Origin of the sequence: Bacillus cereus group sp. BfR-BA-01347, assembly GCF_022663835.1 — a bacterium.
Classification (GTDB): domain Bacteria; phylum Bacillota; class Bacilli; order Bacillales; family Bacillaceae_G; genus Bacillus_A; species Bacillus_A thuringiensis_K.
The window spans coordinates 136746-156804 of record NZ_JAKUGG010000005.1 but is presented as its reverse complement, the minus strand read 5'-3'; the positions used below and the strand labels follow the sequence as shown (position 1 = coordinate 156804).

Below are 20059 nucleotides of genomic sequence, written 5' to 3'. Positions count from 1 at the left end.
AATACTTGTCATTGTGGACATTTTCAAGATTGTAATAAATTTTGGGATGATTTAATGTTTGGGAGATGTAGATGTAAGCGCAATGATTTTCACGAGTGTTGTTGCAAAGAGAAACCGAAGTGTGAGTGTGAAAAATGTCATTGTAAAACAAAAGCGAAATGCCATTGTAGGCATGAAGAGGAAGGGTATTAATAATAAAAAAGAGTACGATGCGTACTCTTTTTTGGGGTGATTATATTCCATCTTGAACAGATTTCTTTACAATTACCCATGTGTCTTTCTTTTTAACCGTTATAGCTACATTAGTTCCATTAGATTCCTTATAAAAGATATATCCATTGTTTGAGTTTACATATGTAACTGGTTCACCTATGCAATCTCGCGAACAGGATTTGTTGACTAGTTCAATTAAGGATAGTTCACTTGGATCGGTTTTACTGGCTTCTATAACAGCATCAAGGCTTGTTTTTCGATAACCTTGCAAGTTTATATGAAAAAGCTGCTCTATTTCTCCTGTAATGCTAGTGTTCATTACTTCTACTGAATTCTTTTTTTCTTGAAGAAAGCCGTTTTCATAAAGTAATTTTGTATAGCCAATCCATGCTATTAACACTAGTATGAAAAACATACCCGTCATTTTAAGTATTCGAAGTCGTTTGCTTATAATTGTTTCTGAGTATTTCATTCACTCTAATCCTCCAATGTTTTTAATTTAAAATATGCTTGGATACAGACTTTTAGAAGAGTATGAAAGTTAATGAATTTTCAATAAAAAAGAAAACATCCAGAGTTAGATGCTTTCTTTTTTGTATTTTTGGCTATCTGTTAGTTACTTGTTTCATAAGTGGTCTTATTTCTTTAACTGGTGGTTTCTTATCATAGGCATCAACGTAAGAAAAGTAGTAGTTTAAGTTTCTTAGAAGACCTTTTCCTATTTTTGCACTTAAGAAAGGAAATACTTGTCCAGTATAATCATCGAGAGATTTACAATAATATTTTTCATCTAAATATATACTGTATTTACATGTTAGTTCTACTAAAGGATTCCCTTTATCATCAAATACTTCTTTAGAATCAATAATATCTATTAGTGCAAATTTTTCATTTAAGTAAACTTTCTTTTTTTTCTCGTGTTTATTTGTAAGTATAAAAACTAGACCAATCGCGTTAATCAAACTATTTCCTCCTATAAAAAACGGATATTAATAAAATATATCGATATAAGCTAAATGTAAAGAGGAGAGGTGAAATATCATGGAGAGAAAACTAAATAAGCCGATTTATGTTGGGAAATCGACTTATTTTTATCAAGTATTACTTAGTAGTAATACCTACTCTGATTAAAGTTTCACTTTATTGAAATACTTGCGGGAATTGTTTTACGATTGCGTTTGTTATCATGTCGGCCATTTCTAATGCTTCTTTTTCAATTTTATCGTAAAGTTCTACTCCTGCTTCATAATCTTTATTTAGGAAGGCAAGTGCTTCTGCTTTCGTTAGTGCTAAATGTTCATAAAACATTTTTCTAAATTCTTCTTTATCTATATATGGGTTGATACTGTTAAGAAATTCAATAATTGCGTCACCATTAGCGTACCATTTTTTCTCTATAGCGGCCGCTGCATTTTGATTACCAGCTTTTGCAGCTTTAACAAGATCCGCTGCAATTACTAAGTGATCTTTAATTAATGCACTATATTTTTTCACTGCATCTTCACCGTAAAATGGTTCAAGTGATAGTCCCATATGTGTTGCGTTTTGTAGAAGTCGCCCAACAGTAACGTTAACATCTGGTAAATTAAATACTATACTTACAATAGCCAATCTCGTCCAAGCGACGTGTTGTTCCCATAAAGAACGCATATACCCTTTTAAAAAATTCTCATTTTTACTAATTCGGTAGTTCCGTACGGATAAATCATAGTTTACATAAGGGTTATGGTAGGGGGAGTAATACGATTGCCAATAAGAATACATAAATAGTAACACTCCTTTGAACATGTATAACTCAAAGTATGATAAACATTTATTTTTAGTTACGTGTCCTAGATTATTTTTAGGGAATTTGAAATGGAGAAATTAGGTGAATGATGTTGTGGTATATATGAATAAAGTGAATATAAAGTAAAATAGGGTCTGCAAGGGAAGTTGCAGACCCTCAAAAGGGTATTGCCGAGATGTCGGACTCGACTACGTAATGTTATCATAAAATTCTTTTGAAAAAACCTGGTAAATGTGTCCAAATGAAATTGGTACCTTAATACAGTCAAAGGGACCTGCTTCCCGCGGCAGGTCCCAATAACTAGATAATGTCGATGAGCAAAAACTCATCTGGAGTACTTTTATAGTAACAAGTAAAATGACTTTTGTGTATTGAGAAAGAAGAATTGCATAATTATATGTGAACAATTTAAATCCCAACAATTTATGATTATCATTAATTGTTGGGATTTAAATATGGTTATAAAATGGAGAAAAGAAGTGGAAGTGAGATTGAGGTGCACAGAAGTATGTAATTATGAAAAAGACCTGCTAATATAAGCAGGTCAACTTAAGGGGTTTATCCAACAGATTATTATATATGTTAACAATTCAATTGTAGTAAGTCTATACGTTTAATATTGAGAAAACTTCTGTGAATAATATATTTTTTGTGCATATATTAACGTCTAAAAAGTTGAGAAAGAAAATTAAAAAGCTTTTTATAAGAGAATAATGCCTGATACTTATAGTATGATTCATATTTCCACGCATCATTATTAGAGAATTGGGGCTTTTGTGTTTTCGTTTTTGCCTTGATGGAACTCATATTACGATGATTCATATAGTAACCTCCTGAATTTATATGTATACGATTAGTAGTATTCAAGAAAGGGAAATAAAATGAACATTTAAATTGAAAATCTTTCTTCTTGTGTACTGGATTTACGTTATAAATGCTGTAAAACATATAAAATAATGATGCTAATTCATATTAAATAAGTGAAGAAACATAGAATAATGAAAAAACAATAAGCATCTAATCATCCCTTTCAAGTCGCATAAGTGATTGATATAATAGAAGTAGATGAAAGATAAAGAAAAGCAGGTGACTCTTTTTTGTTTACTAAAGCACAAGAACTTTTAGCGTCCTACTTTGGTTATTCTTCGTTTCGAAGAGGACAAGATGAAACAATTAAAAATGTACTAGATGGGAAAGATACGGTTTGTATTATGCCAACCGGTGGCGGTAAGTCGATTTGTTATCAAATTCCGGCATTAGTATTTGAAGGAACGACGTTGGTTATATCGCCTCTAATATCACTTATGAAGGATCAAGTAGATACATTGGTACAGAATGGCATTTCAGCTACATATATTAATAGTTCTATATCTATTGCAGAAGCAAATCAGCGAATTCAATTAGCGAAACAAGGACATTACAAGTTACTTTATGTGGCGCCTGAGCGTCTTGATTCGATGGAGTTTGTTGACCAACTTATCGATATGAAAATCCCTATGATTGCGATTGATGAAGCACACTGTATTTCACAGTGGGGACATGATTTCCGTCCAAGTTATTTACATATACATCGCATATTAGATTATCTTCCAGAAAAGCCGCTCGTATTAGCATTAACAGCAACAGCAACACCGCAAGTACGTGATGATATTTGTAATACACTTGAAATTAATCAAGAAAATACAATTATGACAACGTTTGAGCGTGAAAACTTATCGTTTTCTGTTATTAAAGGGCAAGATCGAAATGCATATTTGGCGGATTATATTCGTCAAAATCAAAAGGAATCTGGGATTATATATGCAGCTACTAGAAAAGTAGTCGATCAGTTATATGAAGATTTAATGAAGGCAGGAGTTTCTGTATCAAAATATCACGCTGGTATGAGTGATATTGATCGAAATGAGCAACAAGAACTCTTTTTACGAGATGAAGTAAGTGTAATGGTAGCAACATCTGCATTCGGGATGGGTATTGATAAATCGAATATTCGTTACGTAATTCATTATCAGCTTCCAAAAAATATGGAAAGTTACTATCAAGAAGCAGGACGTGCTGGTCGTGACGGATTAGATAGTACATGTATATTGTTATATTCTTCTCAAGATGTACAAGTACAGCGTTTTTTAATTGATCAATCAACTGGAGAATCACGTTTTTCAAATGAACTTGAAAAATTGCAAAATATGACCGATTACTGTCATACAGAACAATGTTTACAATCATTCATTTTGCAATACTTTGGAGAAGAACCGAAAGAAGATTGTGGACGCTGTGGTAATTGTACAGACAATCGCGAGAGCATCGATGTGACAAGAGAATCACAAATGGTTTTATCATGCATGATTAGAACGAACCAACGCTTTGGAAAGCAAATGATAGCGCAAGTATTAACTGGGTCGAAGAATAAGAAAGTTATTGAATTTAATTTTCATACTTTACCAACGTATGGGCTTTTATCGAACCGTAGTGTAAAAGAGGTCAGTGAGTTTATTGAGTTTTTAATTTCAGACGAGTTAATTGCAGTTGAACATGGCACTTATCCGACGTTAAAAGTAACTGAAAAAGGGAAAGAAGTATTACTTGGTAAAGAGAATGTTTTACGAAAAGAACGAGTAGAGACAAGACAAATTGTTCAAGACCATCCTTTATTTGAAGTGCTTCGTGAAGTACGTAAAGAAATTGCACAAGGAGAAGGTGTACCGCCATTCGTTATTTTCTCTGACCAAACATTAAAAGATATGTGTGTGAAAATGCCGCAAAGTGATTCCGAATTGTTGACGGTAAAAGGTATCGGAGAACACAAACTTGTGAAATATGGCTCGCACTTCTTACAAGCAGTTCAGCATTTTATTAAGGAAAATCCAAATTATGCTGAAACGATTAAGACAGAAGTAGTTTCAGAGCGTAAAAAGTCAGGAAAAGCGTCCGCAAATTCTCATTTAGAAACGTATGAAATGTATAAACAAGGTATTGATTTGAATGAGATTGCAAAAGAACGTAACTTATCAAGACAAACAATCGAAAACCATTTAATTCGCTGCTATGAGGATGGAATGGAAGTAGATTGGCAAAGCTTTGTTCCAGCAGAGTATGAATCTCTTATTGAAACTGCCGTTCAAAATGCAGATGGTGGTCTGAAATCTATTAAAGAACAGCTTCCGAATGAAGTGAGTTACTTTATGATTCGTGCTTATTTACAAATAAGAAAGTAGAGGCATATAAAGGGGATAAGAATTTATGTATCATGTTTTCGTTTATGGAACGTTAAGAAGAGGACAAACGAATGCTCATTATATGCTAGGTGCAACATGCATCGCAGACAGAGCTTGGACATATGGAAAATTATTTGATACGAACGAAGGATATCCGGCCATGACTTATTCGATTGAAGAACAGGTGTATGGAGAAATTTATGTAGTAAATGATGAGATATTGTGTAAGTTAGATGAACTAGAAGAATATAAAGGCAATGCGGAGACTGATTTATATAATCGAATCACGCAAACAGTATATGTTGCTTATAGGGAAATTGAGGCATATGTGTATATCGCTCAGGATAAAAAGATGTTAAAGAAAGTGATAGAATCTGGAGACTGGCTTATGTATCAAAAAATATAATAAGGTAGTTTTAAAAATTGGAAAGCAGATAATGACGAATTCATTATCTGCTTTTTATTGTGTGAATAATTGTCGTTCTCTTTTTATTCTTATAGTTCTTAGTACGATTCCAATTCCGAGAAATAAAACAGTAGCAGCGACCCCGCTAGTAGGATTTAACCAAAAATCACTACTGTTTGTAAGAGTAATAATCCCTGTTATTGTAACTAAAACAGTAGGAACAGCATCCTCGATTGCATGCATGATAACACATGACCAGACGGATTTTGTAAGTCTATATATTTCAACATACATAATTGACCAACAAACCATAAGGATACAGCCAGATAGAAGCATATTTAATCTTGAGATAGATTCAAAATATTCATTTGAAGAGCCTCCTTTACTTTTATTTATCCTACTATTTGTTGGCAGTAAAACGCCCATTGATTAAAGTCTTTAATTTTTACAATATTTGTTAATAGATAAATTAAATAGGAGACAAATAGAAAGTAGTATCTTTTGTATGCATCACTATACTATATGTGTATTTGTGTGATTTAGATGTTGCATATTCTTTTTAAATTAGAAAGATGAAAAATAAGTTTTTTCGGAAAATTTAAACGGAAACTATTGACTTTATGATTGGGTTTTTAATACAATGATACTTCGACTGAAAAATTAGAACGGACAGGAGGGAATCGTCGAAATGAGCAACATATTTGAAGGTGAGTTACAAAAAATGAAGGATACTTTACATACGATGGATGAGCAATTGGATAAGCTTGAAAAAACCCCGGTTTATTATGGAGAAGATTTTAAAGAGCAAATTCTTGAAAGTATGAGGGAGTCTAATAGACAAAACTTACGTATTGGTGTGCAAGAGCCGTACTTTGGAAGGTTAGATTTTCAGGAAGATGGAAAAGAAGAAGTTATGCCGATTTATATCGGAAAAGTAGGGGTTTCGGATATGGACACGATGAAGCCAATCATTATTGATTGGCGGGCGCCTGTCGCAAGTATGTTTTATTCATTTACCGGTGGAGAAGAATTAGCATTTTATCAATCACCAGATGGGTTAGTAGAAGGTGATGTGTATTTAAAACGAAACATTTCCATTCGAAAAAGAGAACTTGAACGTGTTGTTGATACATATGTAAAAGGAAATGAAGATGTATCGCATGCCGATGATTTTCTTCTATATCGATTAGGTGAGAATAAAGATAATAAGCTAAAGGATATTGTTTCAACGATTCAATCGGAACAAAATGATATTATTCGAGCGGAAAGAAATTTACCATTACTTATTCAAGGGGTTGCAGGGAGCGGAAAGACAACAATTGCTTTACATCGCCTTGCTTTTTTAATTTATGAATATCGTGAACAACTAGAAGCAGAAAGAATGATCGTATTTGCGCCGAATAGTCTGTTTTTAGACTACATTTCGAGTGTACTTCCTGAATTAGGTGTAGGGAATATTAGTCAAACAACGTTTCTGGATTGGGCATTACGTACGTTAGATGATTCAGTGAAACTAAAGCAGACAGAAGAAAAATTGAAAGAAGCATTTTCAATTAATCGTGATGAAAAGAAGGTAATGCTAGGTAAATTAAAGGGTACGTTGGAATTTAAGACGTTTATTGAAGAGAGAATGATCCAATTTGAAAATGAGTTAGTTCCGACAAAAGATTTTGAGGCGTGGGATAGAGCGATTATTCCAGTAGAAGATATTAAAAAATGGATGCAAGTTGAATATAAACATTATCCTTTACAGAAAAGAAGAGAACGATTAGTAGGACGAATGAAGCGCTGGATTGAAATTGAACTTAAAAAATTCGGGGAAACAAACGAGAAAAAATTACTTAAAAAAGAAGCGACTAAGAGACTGAACGCATATATGAAGTTTTGGCCGAAAATGAGTGCTCTTTCACTGTATAGTTCAATAGTAAAAAGTAAAGAAATACTCGAGGTATTACCTGAAGAACTTGTTAAAGAAACAGAAAAGAGTTGTCGTAAAAAAGAAGTGTATGTAGAAGATTTACCAGCTTTAATATACATACATCATCGTATAACAGGGATTGAAATCGGGCAGAAGTTTCATCACGTTGTTATTGATGAAGCGCAAGATTTTTCGCCTTTCCAAGTTTATGTATTAAAAGAAATTACATTAGGTAATTCTTTCACTATATTAGGTGATTTATCGCAAGCGATTTATGATTACCAAGGAATTGAAGATTGGAATGCTTTTAAGGAAGTATTCCAAGAAACCGGTTATTATGAATTGACAAGAAGTTATCGTTCTACAAAAGAAATTATTGAATTTGCAAATGAAATAATTAAAAATGCAGAAATCCCAGTAGGACTCGCAACACCAGTCTTCCGCAGTGGAGAAGATGTGAAAGTAATTCATACAGAAAATCAATTTACTGAAATTGTGAAGACGGTAAAACATTTGCAAAATGCAGATGTGAAAACAATTGCGGTAATCGGAAGAACAGAAGATGAATGCCGTGATATATATGTGAAATTAACAAATGCAGGATTAACGGTAAACGTAATTGAAGCAAACCAAAGTAAATATGAAGGTGGTATATCAGTAGTACCTGTCTATTTAGCGAAAGGTTTAGAATTTGATGCGGTGCTTTTAATTGATGTGGATGAGGAACATTACAAAAACACAAAGCATGATGCAAAATTACTATATGTCGGATGTACGAGATCACTTCATGACTTATGGATTTTCTATAGTGGAGAAGCGTCACCTTTAATTAAAGGATTAAAATAAAGTGAAACTATAATCAGTGGGGATTTTTACTGCAAGCTAATGTGAGATAAATATAAAAAGAGGATTTCTATTACTGTCTACTTAACAGGGAGATGACTATGAAGATCCTCTTTTTATATTGAAATTAGTGTTCGATTTTAAACGAATAAAGCCATTAATATTAAATTTTGATAGCTATCATCCAATTTTACACCCTTTGCTTTTCTACCCTCTTCAAAGAAGCCTAGATTCTTATATAACTGGATTGCACCTAGATTATCTTCCATTACCTCAAGACAAACTTTTTCAATCTTACTGTTATTTTTAGCCCAATTGATTAACGTTTCTAGAAGAGCTCTTCCAATACCATAATTTCGATATTCAGGTAGTATGGTCATCGCAAAAGCCCCTTGATGACTAATTTTTTCTTTGTTTCCGTTCTTAAAATCTATTGCACCGACTAACTTACCATCAACTTCAGCAATAAACTGTACATAATTTGGATTTTCAAGATAAGCTTTTAACGTTTTTTGAATAGCATCGATACGCACCTTTTTTACATCCTCAACCGTACTTAGCATGTATGGAGCGTTTATTAAAGCTTTTGAAGCAGAATCTAGTATTCTTTCTGCATCCTGTTCTTTAGCTTCTCTAATTATTACTGTTTTTCCATCCTTAGATTTATAAGTAAAAACATTAGTTGATAAGATACTACACACACCCTTTCGGAATATATATCGTACGATTATTAAGTAAGAAAAAGTCGTATCACCTTTTGCTGCAATCGCTCTGCTTCAACTTAATGACGATTATTTCAAATGTTTTTAATTTTCACAAGGATTTATTCCGTTATATAGCCCGATTGTTGAATAACATGACTGGCGTTTTTTAAACAACTTTATTATCTCTGTACACGATGAATTAACGACTTGAGCTGTTGTATAAATAATATACAATGACCTTTTCTAATTCCTTAGTTTGTTCTTTTTTCCCGTACACGAACGGCATCTACTGGAGTTTGTGTATGTTTTAACCAATCTAGAATAAGGTGTAGTTGTTCTTGTATTTGCCCAATGTTTTGCTCCTTTATGTTCTTATTCTGAATTCTATTAATTAATTGCAGCATATAGGGAAGTTTTTCTATACATTCGCTTAAATCTCCGCAATAACCTGAAGGGAATTCATTTGTACCAAATTCTAAAGTATTGATGTAATTAGAAACTAGGTATATCATGGCTTTTTGTTCGGTATCACCACCTAATTCAATCGCTTTTCGAAGGAATTTTTCTAAATCGTCTTCTTTATTGCTAGAGTCCATATAAATTCCTATCCATCTAAAAGGTCTTGAATCAAATGGGTTGTTTTCTGTCCATCTATATAGAATGTCAATTAGAAAACTATTTAGTGAGAAAGTTAAGATCCCATCTTTTTCGTTTAATGCATCTAAAATAGTAAACAGCGAAATGGCAAACTCTTCTTGATCTTTTGATTCCCATTTCTTTGCATTTGAAATAAATGTCTCTAAATGTTTAAAAGCTAATTTTCGAAGTCCCGCTTCGCGATGCTGACAGTAACAAATAAAATCATGCCAATGCTCATTTTTATTCATATGTATAATAATAGTTTGTAATGCAGTGAGAGGTTTATCCATTATAAGTCCCCAATCTATTAAGCACGTGTTGAAAATTTAGTGTTATTATATCATTACATAAATTAAAAAGGGAGAGTCACTATGATTACAAAAGTAATTACGAAAAGTAATTGGGAAATCGCAAAAACAACTGGAGAAATTAATGAAGAATCACTTATAGAAGAGGGATTTATCCATTGTTCATTATTAGATCAAGCTTTAAAAGTTGCAGAAAAATATTTCAAGCATGAAGAAGATGTTTTATTACTTACAATTGATCCAGCTCTATTAAAAGCAGAAGTAAAATATGAACTTGCTTCTAACGGTCAAGAATATCCGCATGTTTACGGAGTAATTAATGTTGAGGCGATTGTAGAGGTTGTTCAATTTTCTAAAGAAAAAGGGGAATTTATATTACTTAAATCAGTTCGACTTTAGTAATAGGTGATGGAGTTCGCTATAATCGCTATATATAGCTAATGAATCCTATTGATAAACGAGGTTTTTTTGTTTATCAGTAGGATTTTGAATTTTATTCGAACGGACTTAAAAAGAGCACATTTGAATTGTGCTCTTTAAGAGAAAAGTGAATTAGGGTTTTTTACTTCTAGATAATGTATGAGTGATTCATCATAATGTGACGATGAATCACAAAAGAGCAGTTAGAGTGGGAAGAATTTAAGATGGTCACGGGATCCAATCGATAGGTAATGCAGCGGTTCTAACAGGACTCATTATAGACTTTGAAGATGAAACGTAAAAAAGTTATTGTTTTTATCTGAATATTGAAGGAATACAAGAGTTTTATTTATTTAATTTTTTAGAAAACATAGACTACAACATTGGTAAATGGTATAATTCCCTTGTTATTGGAATTAAAATCAAAATATTTGAAAATAAAGGATAGGGTTGGTTTTAATGGGGGATTCTGATCACAAAGAAACAAAGGCAATATTAAAGTTATGGTTTATTTATATACCACTTGCATTTGGAGAATTTGTCTTTTCGAATATCATAGGTTATTTAAAAAAATAAAGATTTTGTATTTGAAAAACAATTAACCTAATTTAATTGTTTTTTTATTTTTCTCTAATAAACCAAACAAAAATAAAGATTTTGAACAAGATGAAGTTTATGAAGGAAATAACGTTGATTAGGTGCTGAAAACAGTGTGAAATTAACAGTGCCTAAAGAATAAAACAGGAATCATTCAACTATGGTAATTTTCCGTTTTATTAGCTTCCTATAGTGAGGTGTTATGTTCACATCATATGTATACGATATTTGTAGCTTAATATAGTATTACTGGAACTGCAAAATTAGTAGTTAAGGTTGCTACCTTTTAGAGTGATATATATAACTTAGCTAAAAAAGCACAAATCATATAATTTGCGCTTTTCATTATCCGTTTTTTGGTAAAAAATTATAGTTTTTGTCACACTAATACTGTACGATACATAGTATAAAACACATACTGTATGACATATAGTAATGGAAATGAGGTGAGTGAATGGATACTTTATTAAACTCGTTAATTACTGAGTTAAGAAGAGGGACATTAACGTTAGCCGTTTTAAGTCAATTAACAACGCCGCAGTACGGATATTCACTTGTCCAGTTATTGGAGCAATCAGGAATTACAATTGATCAAAGTACTTTATATCCGCTACTTCGCCGATTAGAAAAGCAGGAATTAGTGACGAGTAGTTGGGATAAAACGGAGAGTAGACCTCGTAAGTATTATGTTTTAAGTGAATATGGATTAGAAATATTTTTGCAGTTGAAAAAAGAATGGATAAAGGATTCAAAAGAACTGTATAACTTATTAAAGGAGGAGGACGATAATGAGTCTAATTGATATCTACGTCCATGAAGTTGCAAAAAGATTACCTGAAAAAAATCGTGAAGATATTACACTTGAAATACGGTCAACAATAGAGGATATGTTACCTGATAATTATAATGAAGATGATGTAAAGAGCGTTCTTGAAAAATTGGGAAGTCCAGTTTCATTGGCTAATGGATACATGGATAGACCGATGCATTTAATTGGACCACGTTATTTTGATGTATATATGACATTATTAAAAATGATTATACCAATTGCAGTTGTTATTGCACTTATTTCAATGGCTGCAGAAAGTTTTAGTAGTTATAGTGGTGAGCAGGCAGTAGTAAATGTTATTTTAAAATTGATGGGTGAAGGAATTGCAAAAACATTTGAAGTAGGTCTCCAAGTATTTTTTTGGATTACACTTGTTTTTGCTGTTTTAGAAAGAACAGATAAAGAAAAAGACCCACAACCATTGACAACAAGTTTAAAAAAATGGACACCAGATGATTTGAAAACCATCTCGTATATCCCAAAGAAAAAAGCAATCTCGAAGTTTGAAGTTTTTGGAGGTTTAATGTGGACAGCAGTTTGGGCTACACTTTATTTTTATGCGAATCATCTTGTTGGCGTATATAACGGTACGGCAAATGGACTGAAGTTTGTCTCGCCAACTTTTAATCAAGATGTTTTATTGCAGTACTGGCCAATCGTTGTAATTATGATCGTTTTTGAAATATGTATATCCCTTTATAAATTAGTGCAGGGACAATGGACGCAAAGATTGGCGATTGGGAATGCTATTCTTCAAGTAGCTGGGACGATAGTATTCATTGTAATTGTAGTAAATCCACATGTATTGAACGCAGGGTTTATTACGTATTTGGCAAATGCATTTACTATTTCCCCAGATGAGTTTAAAACGTGGCTCATTGGGGGAGGAATTTTCTTCTACATGTTATCTGCTGCAATAAATATATTTGATGGTTTCCGAAAAGCTAGTATTCGTATGTAGATAAAAATCGGAATTTTCGATAAAATAAAACTATTAAAAAGGTAGTGAAATAAGATGAACATGATGAAAGGAAGAAAACAATGATAAGGGAAGCAACGAAAAGAGATTTAGCATACATTTTAGGTATTTATAACGATGCGATACTTTATACAACAGCTGTATATGCGTATAAACCTGTAACCCTTGAAAATAGAATAGATTGGTATGAACAAAAAAAGGCTGAAGGGTATCCAATTTTCGTATATGAATTAGATAATAAAGTAGTAGGATTTGCGACATTCGGTCCATTTAGAGCGTGGCCTGCTTATAAATATTCAGTTGAACATTCTGTGTATGTAGATAAGGCATATAGAAAAAATGGCATTGGGTCTTCATTAATGAAAGAATTAATCAAAATTGCAAAGGAAAGAGGGTATATGACCTTAATTGCTGGAATTGATGCAGAAAATGAGAAAAGTATTGCCTTACATGAAAACTATGGATTTGTTCATGCAGGAACAATAAAAAAAGCTGGTTATAAGTTTAATAAATGGCTAGATTTAGCTTTTTATCAGCTGGAACTTAACGGTCCTGAAAATCCTATAGAAGAATAAATATTTTTTGGTAGCAAGAAAAAATTCATGCTACCTTTTTCTTATTTTAATAGCTCATATGAGCTGCTGAAAAGGTTTTTTATATTCGATATTGAATTTATTGGTATAATAGGAATGTTTAACGAATTTCCACTTCTTTATGTGATTGGGGGAAAAGATTTACCGAATCGCCGTGAAAATAAAGAGGTAGATGAAGCTTTTGCAGTAGTTTTAAAGTACATATACAAAGAATATAGTGAAAGCATGCTAGGAGTGAGCGATTGAAAAGAAACTTAAAGACTTTAACAATCATTATTTTAATTTTAACGATTATTGCTCTTGAAGTTGGAATCGCCCTATATGATCACAATTTGTCATTAGATACAATTTACTTTGCAGCGATCCTTATTTGTATTGTATTGCTTTTTGGCACACGTGTTTCTGAAGAGAAAGAAAGTACATCGAAACGAGGGCGAAGAAAAATAGCTGTTATATTTTGGCCATCTATTTTATTGTCTATCGCTTGTTTTGCAGTTATAAGTTACATAAGGGTAGGCTATGTCTCTGTACCAGGGATAATTGGCTTTTCATGCTTTGTTACATATGGTGGATTCGTTTTGATTAGTATTTTAAAGGGGAAAAATAAAATGTAGCTTACTAAGTTGAAAGGAAGCAATGTATATGAAACATATAGAGAACGGTACACGTATTGAAGGAGAATACATTAAAAATAAAGTCATTCAATATAATATGTCCATCTTAACAGATGAAGTAAAACAGCCGATGGAAGAAGTAAGTCTCGTAGTAAAAAATGAAGAAGGAAAAATATTTGGTGGTGTAACAGGTACGATGTATTTTTATCATCTTCATATCGACTTTTTATGGGTTGATAAATCAGTTCGTCATGACGGTTATGGTAGTCAACTGTTACATAAAATTGAAGAAATTGCGAAGGAAAAAGGGTGCAGATTAATATTGCTAGATTCATTTAGTTTTCAAGCGCCAGAATTTTATAAAAAGCACGGTTACCGAGAGTATGGTATCGTTGAAGATCATCCGAAAGGTCATAGTCAGCACTTTTTTGAAAAAAGATTATAATAATATTATGTATACTGATTGATGGGAGAAAGCATATGTACACGTATAAATTGCAACAAGAACAACCAATCTGTGCAGAAAAAATAAAGAAGCTTTATGATTCTGTCGGTTGGTGGTCAGAAAGAAAAGAAGTCGATATTGAAAAAATGTTTAAGAGGTGCCAATTAAAATGAATGCAACAAGAGCGTACTGTTTATCGAAAAGAAAAGCGACAGAAGATTCTCCAGGTGGCTGGAGTGCAACATGTATGAGGCTTAATAATAAAATATTTGCGATAGTAAATCATGAAGAAGGCGAAAAAGCTGCGATTACATTGAAGTGTGATCCAGAAGTCGCATTAAGAATAAGAGAAGATTATCCAGAAACAATTATTCCAGGGTATCATATAAATAAAAAACATTGGAATACCGTTTATATTCATAAGGATATAGAGCAGGAGCAAATTAATAAAATGATTGATTGGTCGTATGATTTAGTACTACAATCATTTTCAAAGAAAAAGCAGCAGGAGTTAATGGATTAATATGTATTAGGAGTGTGTGTAATGAAAGATTCGATTAAAGATACGTATGATAAATTAGCGAGTACATATAAAGAAAATCTAGATTTCGCAAATCCATATAACAGTTATTATGAAAGACCGGCGATGATGGAGCTTATTCCAAAGGAACTAGAAGGAAAAAAGATATTAGATGCTGGATGTGCAGCTGGATGGTATACTTCTCAATTCATAGGAAGAGGAGCAAATGTTACAGCAATTGATGTAAGTCCTGAAATGGTAAAAGCAGCAAAAGAAAATATAGGAGAAGAAGCGACGTTCCTTTGTCATGATCTGCAAGAAACATTGCCATTTGAAGATAATACGTATGATGTGATTGTAAGTTCATTAACTCTTCATTATATAGAAAATTGGAATCAAGTATTTCAAGAATTTCGTCGTGTATTGAAGCCAGGTGGAGAACTTATTTATTCTATTCATCATCCTTTTATGGATTTCACAAAGTTTCCATGTGAAAATTATTTTGAAAAACAGTTATTAATAGATACTTGGGTTAAACCGAATATTACTATTGAAGTCAAGTTTTTTAGAAGATCATTACAAGACATACTAAATGAAACTACAAATTATTTTGTATTAGAAGAGATAGTGGAACCGAAGGCAATTGAAAAAATGAAAGAAGTAAGCGAAAAATCATATTATTATTTAAATATGAATCCACATTTTCTTATCATAAAAGCAATCAATAAATAGCTAGTAAAATAACTTTGTTTTACTAGCTATTTACAGTTTTACATTACATATTAGGAGACTTTAAAATGAATACGAAACGAAATAGAGTAGTATATGCACTATTTACTATAGTTGTTATTATTTTAGGTCTTAGCTCAAGAAAGTTTGCTTTTGCACTACCACATCTATTAAATGATTATTTAGGTGATGCATTATGGGCATTAATGATTTTCACTGGCTTTGGATTTTTGTTTCCTAAAACAGAGACGAAGAAGTTGGCTTTTATTAGTTTAATGTTTTGCTACGGGATTGAAGCGAGCCAATTGTATCATGCGGAATGGATAGATAGCATTCGTGCAACGACTTTGGGCGGACTCGTGTTGGGATACGTTTTTTTGTGGAGTGATGTAGTGGCTTATACAATTGGTGTTGGAGTGGGAATACTGTGTGAGGTTATTTTTCGGAAGAAATAAGAATTGTAAAAGGGGTATTTGTAAATGGAACAAGCACTGGAAATTGCAAAGCTTTGGTTTCGAAATGAACATGTCACAGCTACTGTAATGCAACCAAAAGTAGCGAAGGTTTTATGCAAGAATAAAGAGTACATTTTAAAGAGAACGGGATCGATAAAGCAACTTCTAGTTGAATTCGATGTTTTGAAGCAACTGTATGAAAAGGGAATTAAAGTACAGAGAGTAGTAAAGACAGAAAATGATGAACAATATGTATTATATAAAGAAAAATGTTATTGCTTATATGAGTATGTTGCCGGAAGTGTTTTAGAAATTAAAGATACGGATAAGCTGGAAAGGCTAGCAAGTACAATTGGAGAAGAAATAGCTAATCTGCACAAAGCATTACATTCGGTGAATAGTGACCATGAGTTAATAAAAAGAGATTTATATAAGATGGTATTTGAATGGGCTATACCGATTTTAGAAAAGAATGAGTATGTTCATCGAGAGGTAATTCAAAAGATGGAGCGAATGCACGCAGCTTTCAAGGAAACGGTCCATTCATTACCGAGACAAATTATTCATCGTGATATGCATCTATCAAATGTCATCTTTAAAGATGATAAACTGGAAGGGTTTATAGATTTTGAGATTTTAGAAAATAATGTAAAAATATTTGATTTATGTTATTGCTGTACAAGTATATTAAGCGAGCTATTTAGTGATGAAAGATTAAGAGGGAAATGGTTACATATCGTTAGCAAAGTCTTTGAAGGTTATTATAAACAAAATGATTTAACGAAAGAAGAACGAAAAGCCATTTGGTATGTTATGCTTTCAATTCAAATTATCTTTATTGCTTATTTTGTCCAGTTACCAGATTTATTAAAGTTAAATGAAGAAATGTTCTTCTGGATTTTTGCTAATAAGGAAGTTATTGAAGAAGTTATAGAAGGTATCGTAAAGGTATGAAAAAAATAATATTAATTGGTTCTGGTGGTTCAGGAAAATCTACATTAGCAAGGCAGTTAGGAAATAAATTAAATATTAAGGTGCATCATCTTGATGCATTATTTTGGAAACCGAATTGGGAAGGTATTCCGAGAGAAGAACAAATAGCAGTTCAAAATAACTTAATTAAAGATGAGAAGTGGATTATTGATGGGAATTATGGCGGGACGATGGATATCAGACTGAATGCAGCTGATACAATTATCTTCCTTGATATTCATAGAACAATTTGTATTTATCGTGCGTTTAAAAGAATTGTAAAATACCGGAATAAAACAAGACCAGATATGGGCGCGGGATGTGAAGAAAGATTTGATTTGCAATTTTTTAAATGGATATAGAAATATCCTAATGCTAAACGACCTACAATTTTAAAAGGGTTAGAGCAATTGTCCGAAGAGAAAAAGGTTATTGTTTTAAAATCTCCAAATGAGGTTCGGAAATTTTTAGAGCACATATAATAATAGAATGTGACACAACAATTCTTTTTGGATCTTACCGATTAGTTTAATTAAACTAATCGTTTTTTATTATGAAAAATTTAACGCTTTTTGAAAATTGTATTTTGTAATGAGTATATGACTATAAATTCATATAAAATGAACGTTTGGAGGAATAGAAAATGACTAATGATTTAATTCAAACAATCGATTCATTAATGGTAAATATTCCAGCTGGAGAGGTAGTATTAAGAGATGATCGAATAAAAAAAGAATGGCTAGTGCAAATTCAACCATTTCTTCTTGCGAAGTATGCTGTAACAATCAAACTATATGATGCTATTACAAATAGTCCATTAAATAATTTTGATAAAAATCATAAACCAGTTGTCAATATTTCATAGAACGATGCCATTGCGTTTTGTAATGTACTTTCAAAAAAAAGCGGGATTAAAAGAATATTATTCTATTTTTTACATTTGTAGGTCAGTAATAAATATAAAGTTATACATGAAAAAAGTGTCTATATTAAATGATATAGACACTTTTCTGTTGTAAGAAGAGAAGAATTGTTTAAATGGAAAAAATGAAAATACTAAATGTGAATTTTGAGAACTAAGTCTACAATTTCTGCTGCACACTTTTATTTTATCCCGTATTAACCGACCGTAAAACCCCAACTAATTAAAGTTTTACTTTATGATTTCAGGATGTGGTTTTATATGTTAGTAATAATTTCACTGTTTCTGCACAACTTCTGCACATGCTTAGGCGAGTTCTATGTCATGATATATTCATAAAGTGAAATATTTCACAAGGAAAAAATATATTTTCACTGCGGTGTATGCATAATTAATACATACATCGGTACAAGTTTGTCTCTTGTTATTCTTTTACATCAAAGCCCACATTCCACTACAAAGTATAACAAGAAGGAGACATGAACATGAATAATCGATTTTTAAAACAACTACAAAACATGAAAATGAACAAAAAAAGTTTAGGAGCTGTAGCATTAACAGCTGGAATTATTAGTACGACACTTATTCCTCAAAATGCTTATGCGCACGGTTTTGTTGAAAAGCCCGGTAGCCGATCCGCTTTATGTAGTCCAACTTATGGTGCGCTAAATGTAAACTGCGGAAGTGTTATGTATGAACCACAAAGTTTAGAAGCTCCAAAAGGGTTCCCACAAGGTGGTCCAGTAGATGGACAAATTGCTTCAGCAGGCGGAAAATTTGGTGGTATTTTAGATCAACAAACAGCAAATCGTTGGTTTAAAAATACAATCACTGGTGGGGAAAATACATTTACTTGGAAGTATACTGCGCCTCACTTAACGAGTAAGTGGCATTACTATATTACTAAAAAAGGATGGAATCCAAATAAAGCGCTAACAAGAGCAGATTTTGAACCAATTGGAACTGTGCAACACGATGGTTCTGCAGCTTCAAATAATTTAACTCATAAAATTAATGTACCTACTGATCGTAGTGGATATCATGTGATTTTAGCAGTATGGGATGTAGCTGATACAGCAAATGCATTCTATAATGTAATTGATGTTAATCTTATTAATGATGTGAAACCAGACATAGAAGCGCCAAGTATTCCAAATGGACTTCAGACGAAAAAAGTAACAGCGAATAGTGTAGAACTAACATGGAACTCTTCTACGGATAATGTAGGGGTAAAAGGATATCAAATCTTCCGTAACGGAGAGATGATCGATACAATACTAGGCACTCATTTTATTGATAAGAAGTTACAACCAAGCACAGAACACTCTTATACTGTAAAAGCAATTGACGCAGCTGGAAATGTATCGAAAGAAAGTACAGCGCTTACAGTAAAAACGACAGTTGCGACTCCTGATACAGAAGCACCAACACAACCAAAAGGATTACATAGTATGGGAACGACAGCATCAAGTGTGGATTTAATGTGGAGTCCATCTGACGATAACATTGGTGTAGACCATTATGATATTTATAGAGAAATAGAAGGATTAATGAAAAAGATTGCAACATCCAATACAACTTCTTATATGGATAAAAATCTGCTTGCTAATACTACTTATAAATATGTAGTGAAAGCTGTTGATGTAGCTGGAAATGAATCCGTACAGAGTGATATATTCACAATTACTACAAAAGCTGAAAGCGCTTCATATGAAGCGTGGGATGCAAAAAAAGCATATAAAAAGGGAGATAGAGTTCTACACGAAGGAAAAGTATATGAAGCAGTCCAGAGTTATCAAGGAAATGGTGATCCAAACTGGATTTATGCATTATCATTATGGAAAACAGTGTAAGCTTTACCTAGGCATGAACTAAGAGATGATGGGCTTTGATGCAAAAGGGAATCTTGAGAATTCGCTTTTCTATTAATAAAAAAGGGTAGTGTATGA

General features: G+C 32.5%; 21 protein-coding genes, 5 pseudogenes and 1 riboswitch. Of the genes and pseudogenes, 19 read left to right on the top strand and 7 right to left on the bottom strand.

Annotated features, from left to right (window positions below):
- Window positions 1-58 precede the first annotated feature (58 nt).
- The gene (locus MR143_RS10900; protein ID WP_000503012.1) at window positions 59-232 is read left to right on the top strand and encodes a hypothetical protein; all 174 of its coding nucleotides are present in this window, start codon (window positions 59-61) and stop codon (window positions 230-232) included.
- On the opposite strand, the gene MR143_RS10895 is transcribed toward MR143_RS10900, so the two are convergent.
- From MR143_RS10895 to MR143_RS10880, 4 genes are all read right to left on the bottom strand, one after another.
- Complete coding sequence (locus tag MR143_RS10895; protein WP_000877568.1) at window positions 233-685, bottom strand: hypothetical protein; 453 nt, start codon at window positions 683-685, stop codon at window positions 233-235.
- A gap of 133 nt (window positions 686-818) precedes the next feature.
- On the bottom strand, window positions 819-1175 hold the full coding sequence (locus tag MR143_RS10890; protein WP_242280735.1) for a cytoplasmic protein: 357 nt from the start codon (window positions 1173-1175) through the stop codon (window positions 819-821).
- Window positions 1176-1353: 178 nt separating this feature from the next.
- Window positions 1354-1977: a hypothetical protein gene (locus tag MR143_RS10885; protein WP_000287736.1), complete on the bottom strand. Its 624-nt coding sequence runs from the start codon at window positions 1975-1977 to the stop codon at window positions 1354-1356.
- Window positions 1978-2662: 685 nt separating this feature from the next.
- Window positions 2663-2824 (bottom strand): hypothetical protein, encoded by a 162-nt coding sequence (locus tag MR143_RS10880; protein ID WP_001016536.1) that lies wholly within the window; start codon window positions 2822-2824, stop codon window positions 2663-2665.
- Window positions 2825-3099: 275 nt separating this feature from the next.
- On the opposite strand from MR143_RS10880, the gene recQ reads away from it, so the two are divergent.
- Both recQ and MR143_RS10870 read left to right on the top strand, forming a co-directional pair.
- Complete coding sequence (gene recQ, locus MR143_RS10875) at window positions 3100-5217, top strand: DNA helicase RecQ (RefSeq protein WP_000494267.1); 2118 nt, start codon at window positions 3100-3102, stop codon at window positions 5215-5217.
- A 25-nt stretch (window positions 5218-5242) separates the two neighbouring features.
- Window positions 5243-5623, top strand: a complete 381-nt coding sequence (locus tag MR143_RS10870; RefSeq protein ID WP_000274903.1) for a gamma-glutamylcyclotransferase family protein — start codon at window positions 5243-5245, stop codon at window positions 5621-5623.
- Window positions 5624-5677: 54 nt separating this feature from the next.
- Here the strand turns inward: MR143_RS10870 and MR143_RS10865 are convergent.
- A pseudogene (locus MR143_RS10865) lies at window positions 5678-5992 on the bottom strand (CPBP family intramembrane glutamate endopeptidase); the annotation flags it as partial.
- Between the two features lie 319 nt (window positions 5993-6311).
- On the opposite strand from MR143_RS10865, the gene MR143_RS10860 reads away from it, so the two are divergent.
- A complete protein-coding gene (locus MR143_RS10860) occupies window positions 6312-8387 on the top strand; it encodes a HelD family protein (protein ID WP_151522641.1) in 2076 nt (691 codons plus the stop codon).
- 137 nt (window positions 8388-8524) lie between these two features.
- On the opposite strand, the gene MR143_RS10855 is transcribed toward MR143_RS10860, so the two are convergent.
- Window positions 8525-9085 (bottom strand): GNAT family N-acetyltransferase, encoded by a 561-nt coding sequence (locus tag MR143_RS10855; RefSeq protein ID WP_000337119.1) that lies wholly within the window; start codon window positions 9083-9085, stop codon window positions 8525-8527.
- Window positions 9086-9287: 202 nt separating this feature from the next.
- Window positions 9288-10017 (bottom strand): annotated as a pseudogene (locus MR143_RS10850) (hypothetical protein).
- Between the two features lie 81 nt (window positions 10018-10098).
- On the opposite strand from MR143_RS10850, the gene MR143_RS10845 reads away from it, so the two are divergent.
- The 15 genes and pseudogenes from MR143_RS10845 (at window position 10099) to MR143_RS10775 (ending at window position 19963) form a co-directional block, all read left to right on the top strand.
- On the top strand, window positions 10099-10434 hold the full coding sequence (locus tag MR143_RS10845) for a DUF952 domain-containing protein (RefSeq protein ID WP_000629083.1): 336 nt from the start codon (window positions 10099-10101) through the stop codon (window positions 10432-10434).
- Window positions 10431-10492: riboswitch (Fluoride riboswitch) on the top strand. It overlaps the preceding gene by 4 nt.
- A gap of 1014 nt (window positions 10493-11506) precedes the next feature.
- Window positions 11507-11854, top strand: a complete 348-nt coding sequence (locus MR143_RS10840; RefSeq protein ID WP_000380305.1) for a PadR family transcriptional regulator — start codon at window positions 11507-11509, stop codon at window positions 11852-11854.
- Entirely contained in the window at window positions 11841-12842 is a 1002-nt protein-coding gene (locus MR143_RS10835) for an HAAS signaling domain-containing protein (protein WP_000052335.1), read from the top strand. Before MR143_RS10840 ends, MR143_RS10835 begins: the two co-directional genes overlap by 14 nt.
- An 80-nt stretch (window positions 12843-12922) precedes the next feature.
- Window positions 12923-13435 carry a GNAT family N-acetyltransferase gene (locus tag MR143_RS10830; RefSeq protein WP_000617529.1) on the top strand — a complete coding sequence of 171 codons (513 nt, stop codon included), beginning with the start codon at window positions 12923-12925 and terminating at the stop codon, window positions 13433-13435.
- 114 nt (window positions 13436-13549) lie between these two features.
- Entirely contained in the window at window positions 13550-13699 is a 150-nt protein-coding gene (locus tag MR143_RS10825) for a hypothetical protein (RefSeq protein ID WP_000481400.1), read from the top strand.
- Complete coding sequence (locus tag MR143_RS10820; RefSeq protein WP_000827982.1) at window positions 13696-14067, top strand: hypothetical protein; 372 nt, start codon at window positions 13696-13698, stop codon at window positions 14065-14067. The genes MR143_RS10825 and MR143_RS10820 overlap by 4 nt, the downstream gene beginning before the upstream one ends.
- A gap of 28 nt (window positions 14068-14095) precedes the next feature.
- On the top strand, window positions 14096-14512 hold the full coding sequence (locus MR143_RS10815) for a GNAT family N-acetyltransferase (protein WP_000680417.1): 417 nt from the start codon (window positions 14096-14098) through the stop codon (window positions 14510-14512).
- A gap of 35 nt (window positions 14513-14547) precedes the next feature.
- Window positions 14548-14667: pseudogene (locus tag MR143_RS10810) on the top strand (acetyltransferase); the annotation flags it as partial.
- A 14-nt stretch (window positions 14668-14681) separates the two neighbouring features.
- On the top strand, window positions 14682-15035 hold the full coding sequence (locus MR143_RS10805; protein ID WP_000994629.1) for an MmcQ/YjbR family DNA-binding protein: 354 nt from the start codon (window positions 14682-14684) through the stop codon (window positions 15033-15035).
- 21 nt (window positions 15036-15056) lie between these two features.
- On the top strand, window positions 15057-15764 hold the full coding sequence (locus tag MR143_RS10800; RefSeq protein WP_000655257.1) for a class I SAM-dependent methyltransferase: 708 nt from the start codon (window positions 15057-15059) through the stop codon (window positions 15762-15764).
- 65 nt (window positions 15765-15829) lie between these two features.
- Window positions 15830-16216, top strand: a complete 387-nt coding sequence (locus tag MR143_RS10795) for a ribosomal maturation YjgA family protein (RefSeq protein ID WP_199717759.1) — start codon at window positions 15830-15832, stop codon at window positions 16214-16216.
- A 24-nt stretch (window positions 16217-16240) separates the two neighbouring features.
- Window positions 16241-17170, top strand: a complete 930-nt coding sequence (locus MR143_RS10790) for a phosphotransferase enzyme family protein (protein WP_000434096.1) — start codon at window positions 16241-16243, stop codon at window positions 17168-17170.
- Window positions 17167-17670, top strand: a pseudogene (locus MR143_RS10785) (DNA topology modulation protein). The gene MR143_RS10790 and the pseudogene MR143_RS10785 overlap by 4 nt, the downstream one beginning before the upstream one ends.
- 161 nt (window positions 17671-17831) lie before the next feature.
- Window positions 17832-18120, top strand: a pseudogene (locus MR143_RS10780) (formylglycine-generating enzyme family protein); the annotation flags it as partial.
- A 475-nt stretch (window positions 18121-18595) separates the two neighbouring features.
- Window positions 18596-19963, top strand: coding sequence for a lytic polysaccharide monooxygenase (locus tag MR143_RS10775; RefSeq protein ID WP_001065140.1), 1368 nt, complete (start codon window positions 18596-18598; stop codon window positions 19961-19963).
- Window positions 19964-20059: the final 96 nt, after the last annotated feature.

Bases quoted from the DNA above. Each gene is read 5' to 3' on its own strand.
- MR143_RS10895 (WP_000877568.1), bottom strand. From the start codon at position 685: ATGAAATACTCAGAAACAATTATAAGCAAACGACTTCGAATACTTAAA.
- MR143_RS10885 (WP_000287736.1), bottom strand. From the start codon at position 1,977: ATGTATTCTTATTGGCAATCGTATTACTCCCCCTACCATAACCCTTAT.
- MR143_RS10880 (WP_001016536.1), bottom strand. From the start codon at position 2,824: ATGAATCATCGTAATATGAGTTCCATCAAGGCAAAAACGAAAACACAA.
- MR143_RS10870 (WP_000274903.1), top strand. From the start codon at position 5,243: ATGTATCATGTTTTCGTTTATGGAACGTTAAGAAGAGGACAAACGAAT.
- MR143_RS10860 (WP_151522641.1), top strand. From the start codon at position 6,312: ATGAGCAACATATTTGAAGGTGAGTTACAAAAAATGAAGGATACTTTA.
- MR143_RS10845 (WP_000629083.1), top strand. From the start codon at position 10,099: ATGATTACAAAAGTAATTACGAAAAGTAATTGGGAAATCGCAAAAACA.
- MR143_RS10840 (WP_000380305.1), top strand. From the start codon at position 11,507: ATGGATACTTTATTAAACTCGTTAATTACTGAGTTAAGAAGAGGGACA.
- MR143_RS10835 (WP_000052335.1), top strand. From the start codon at position 11,841: ATGAGTCTAATTGATATCTACGTCCATGAAGTTGCAAAAAGATTACCT.
- MR143_RS10830 (WP_000617529.1), top strand. From the start codon at position 12,923: ATGATAAGGGAAGCAACGAAAAGAGATTTAGCATACATTTTAGGTATT.
- MR143_RS10825 (WP_000481400.1), top strand. From the start codon at position 13,550: ATGTTTAACGAATTTCCACTTCTTTATGTGATTGGGGGAAAAGATTTA.
- MR143_RS10815 (WP_000680417.1), top strand. From the start codon at position 14,096: ATGAAACATATAGAGAACGGTACACGTATTGAAGGAGAATACATTAAA.
- MR143_RS10805 (WP_000994629.1), top strand. From the start codon at position 14,682: ATGAATGCAACAAGAGCGTACTGTTTATCGAAAAGAAAAGCGACAGAA.
- MR143_RS10800 (WP_000655257.1), top strand. From the start codon at position 15,057: ATGAAAGATTCGATTAAAGATACGTATGATAAATTAGCGAGTACATAT.
- MR143_RS10795 (WP_199717759.1), top strand. From the start codon at position 15,830: ATGAATACGAAACGAAATAGAGTAGTATATGCACTATTTACTATAGTT.
- MR143_RS10790 (WP_000434096.1), top strand. From the start codon at position 16,241: ATGGAACAAGCACTGGAAATTGCAAAGCTTTGGTTTCGAAATGAACAT.
- MR143_RS10775 (WP_001065140.1), top strand. From the start codon at position 18,596: ATGAATAATCGATTTTTAAAACAACTACAAAACATGAAAATGAACAAA.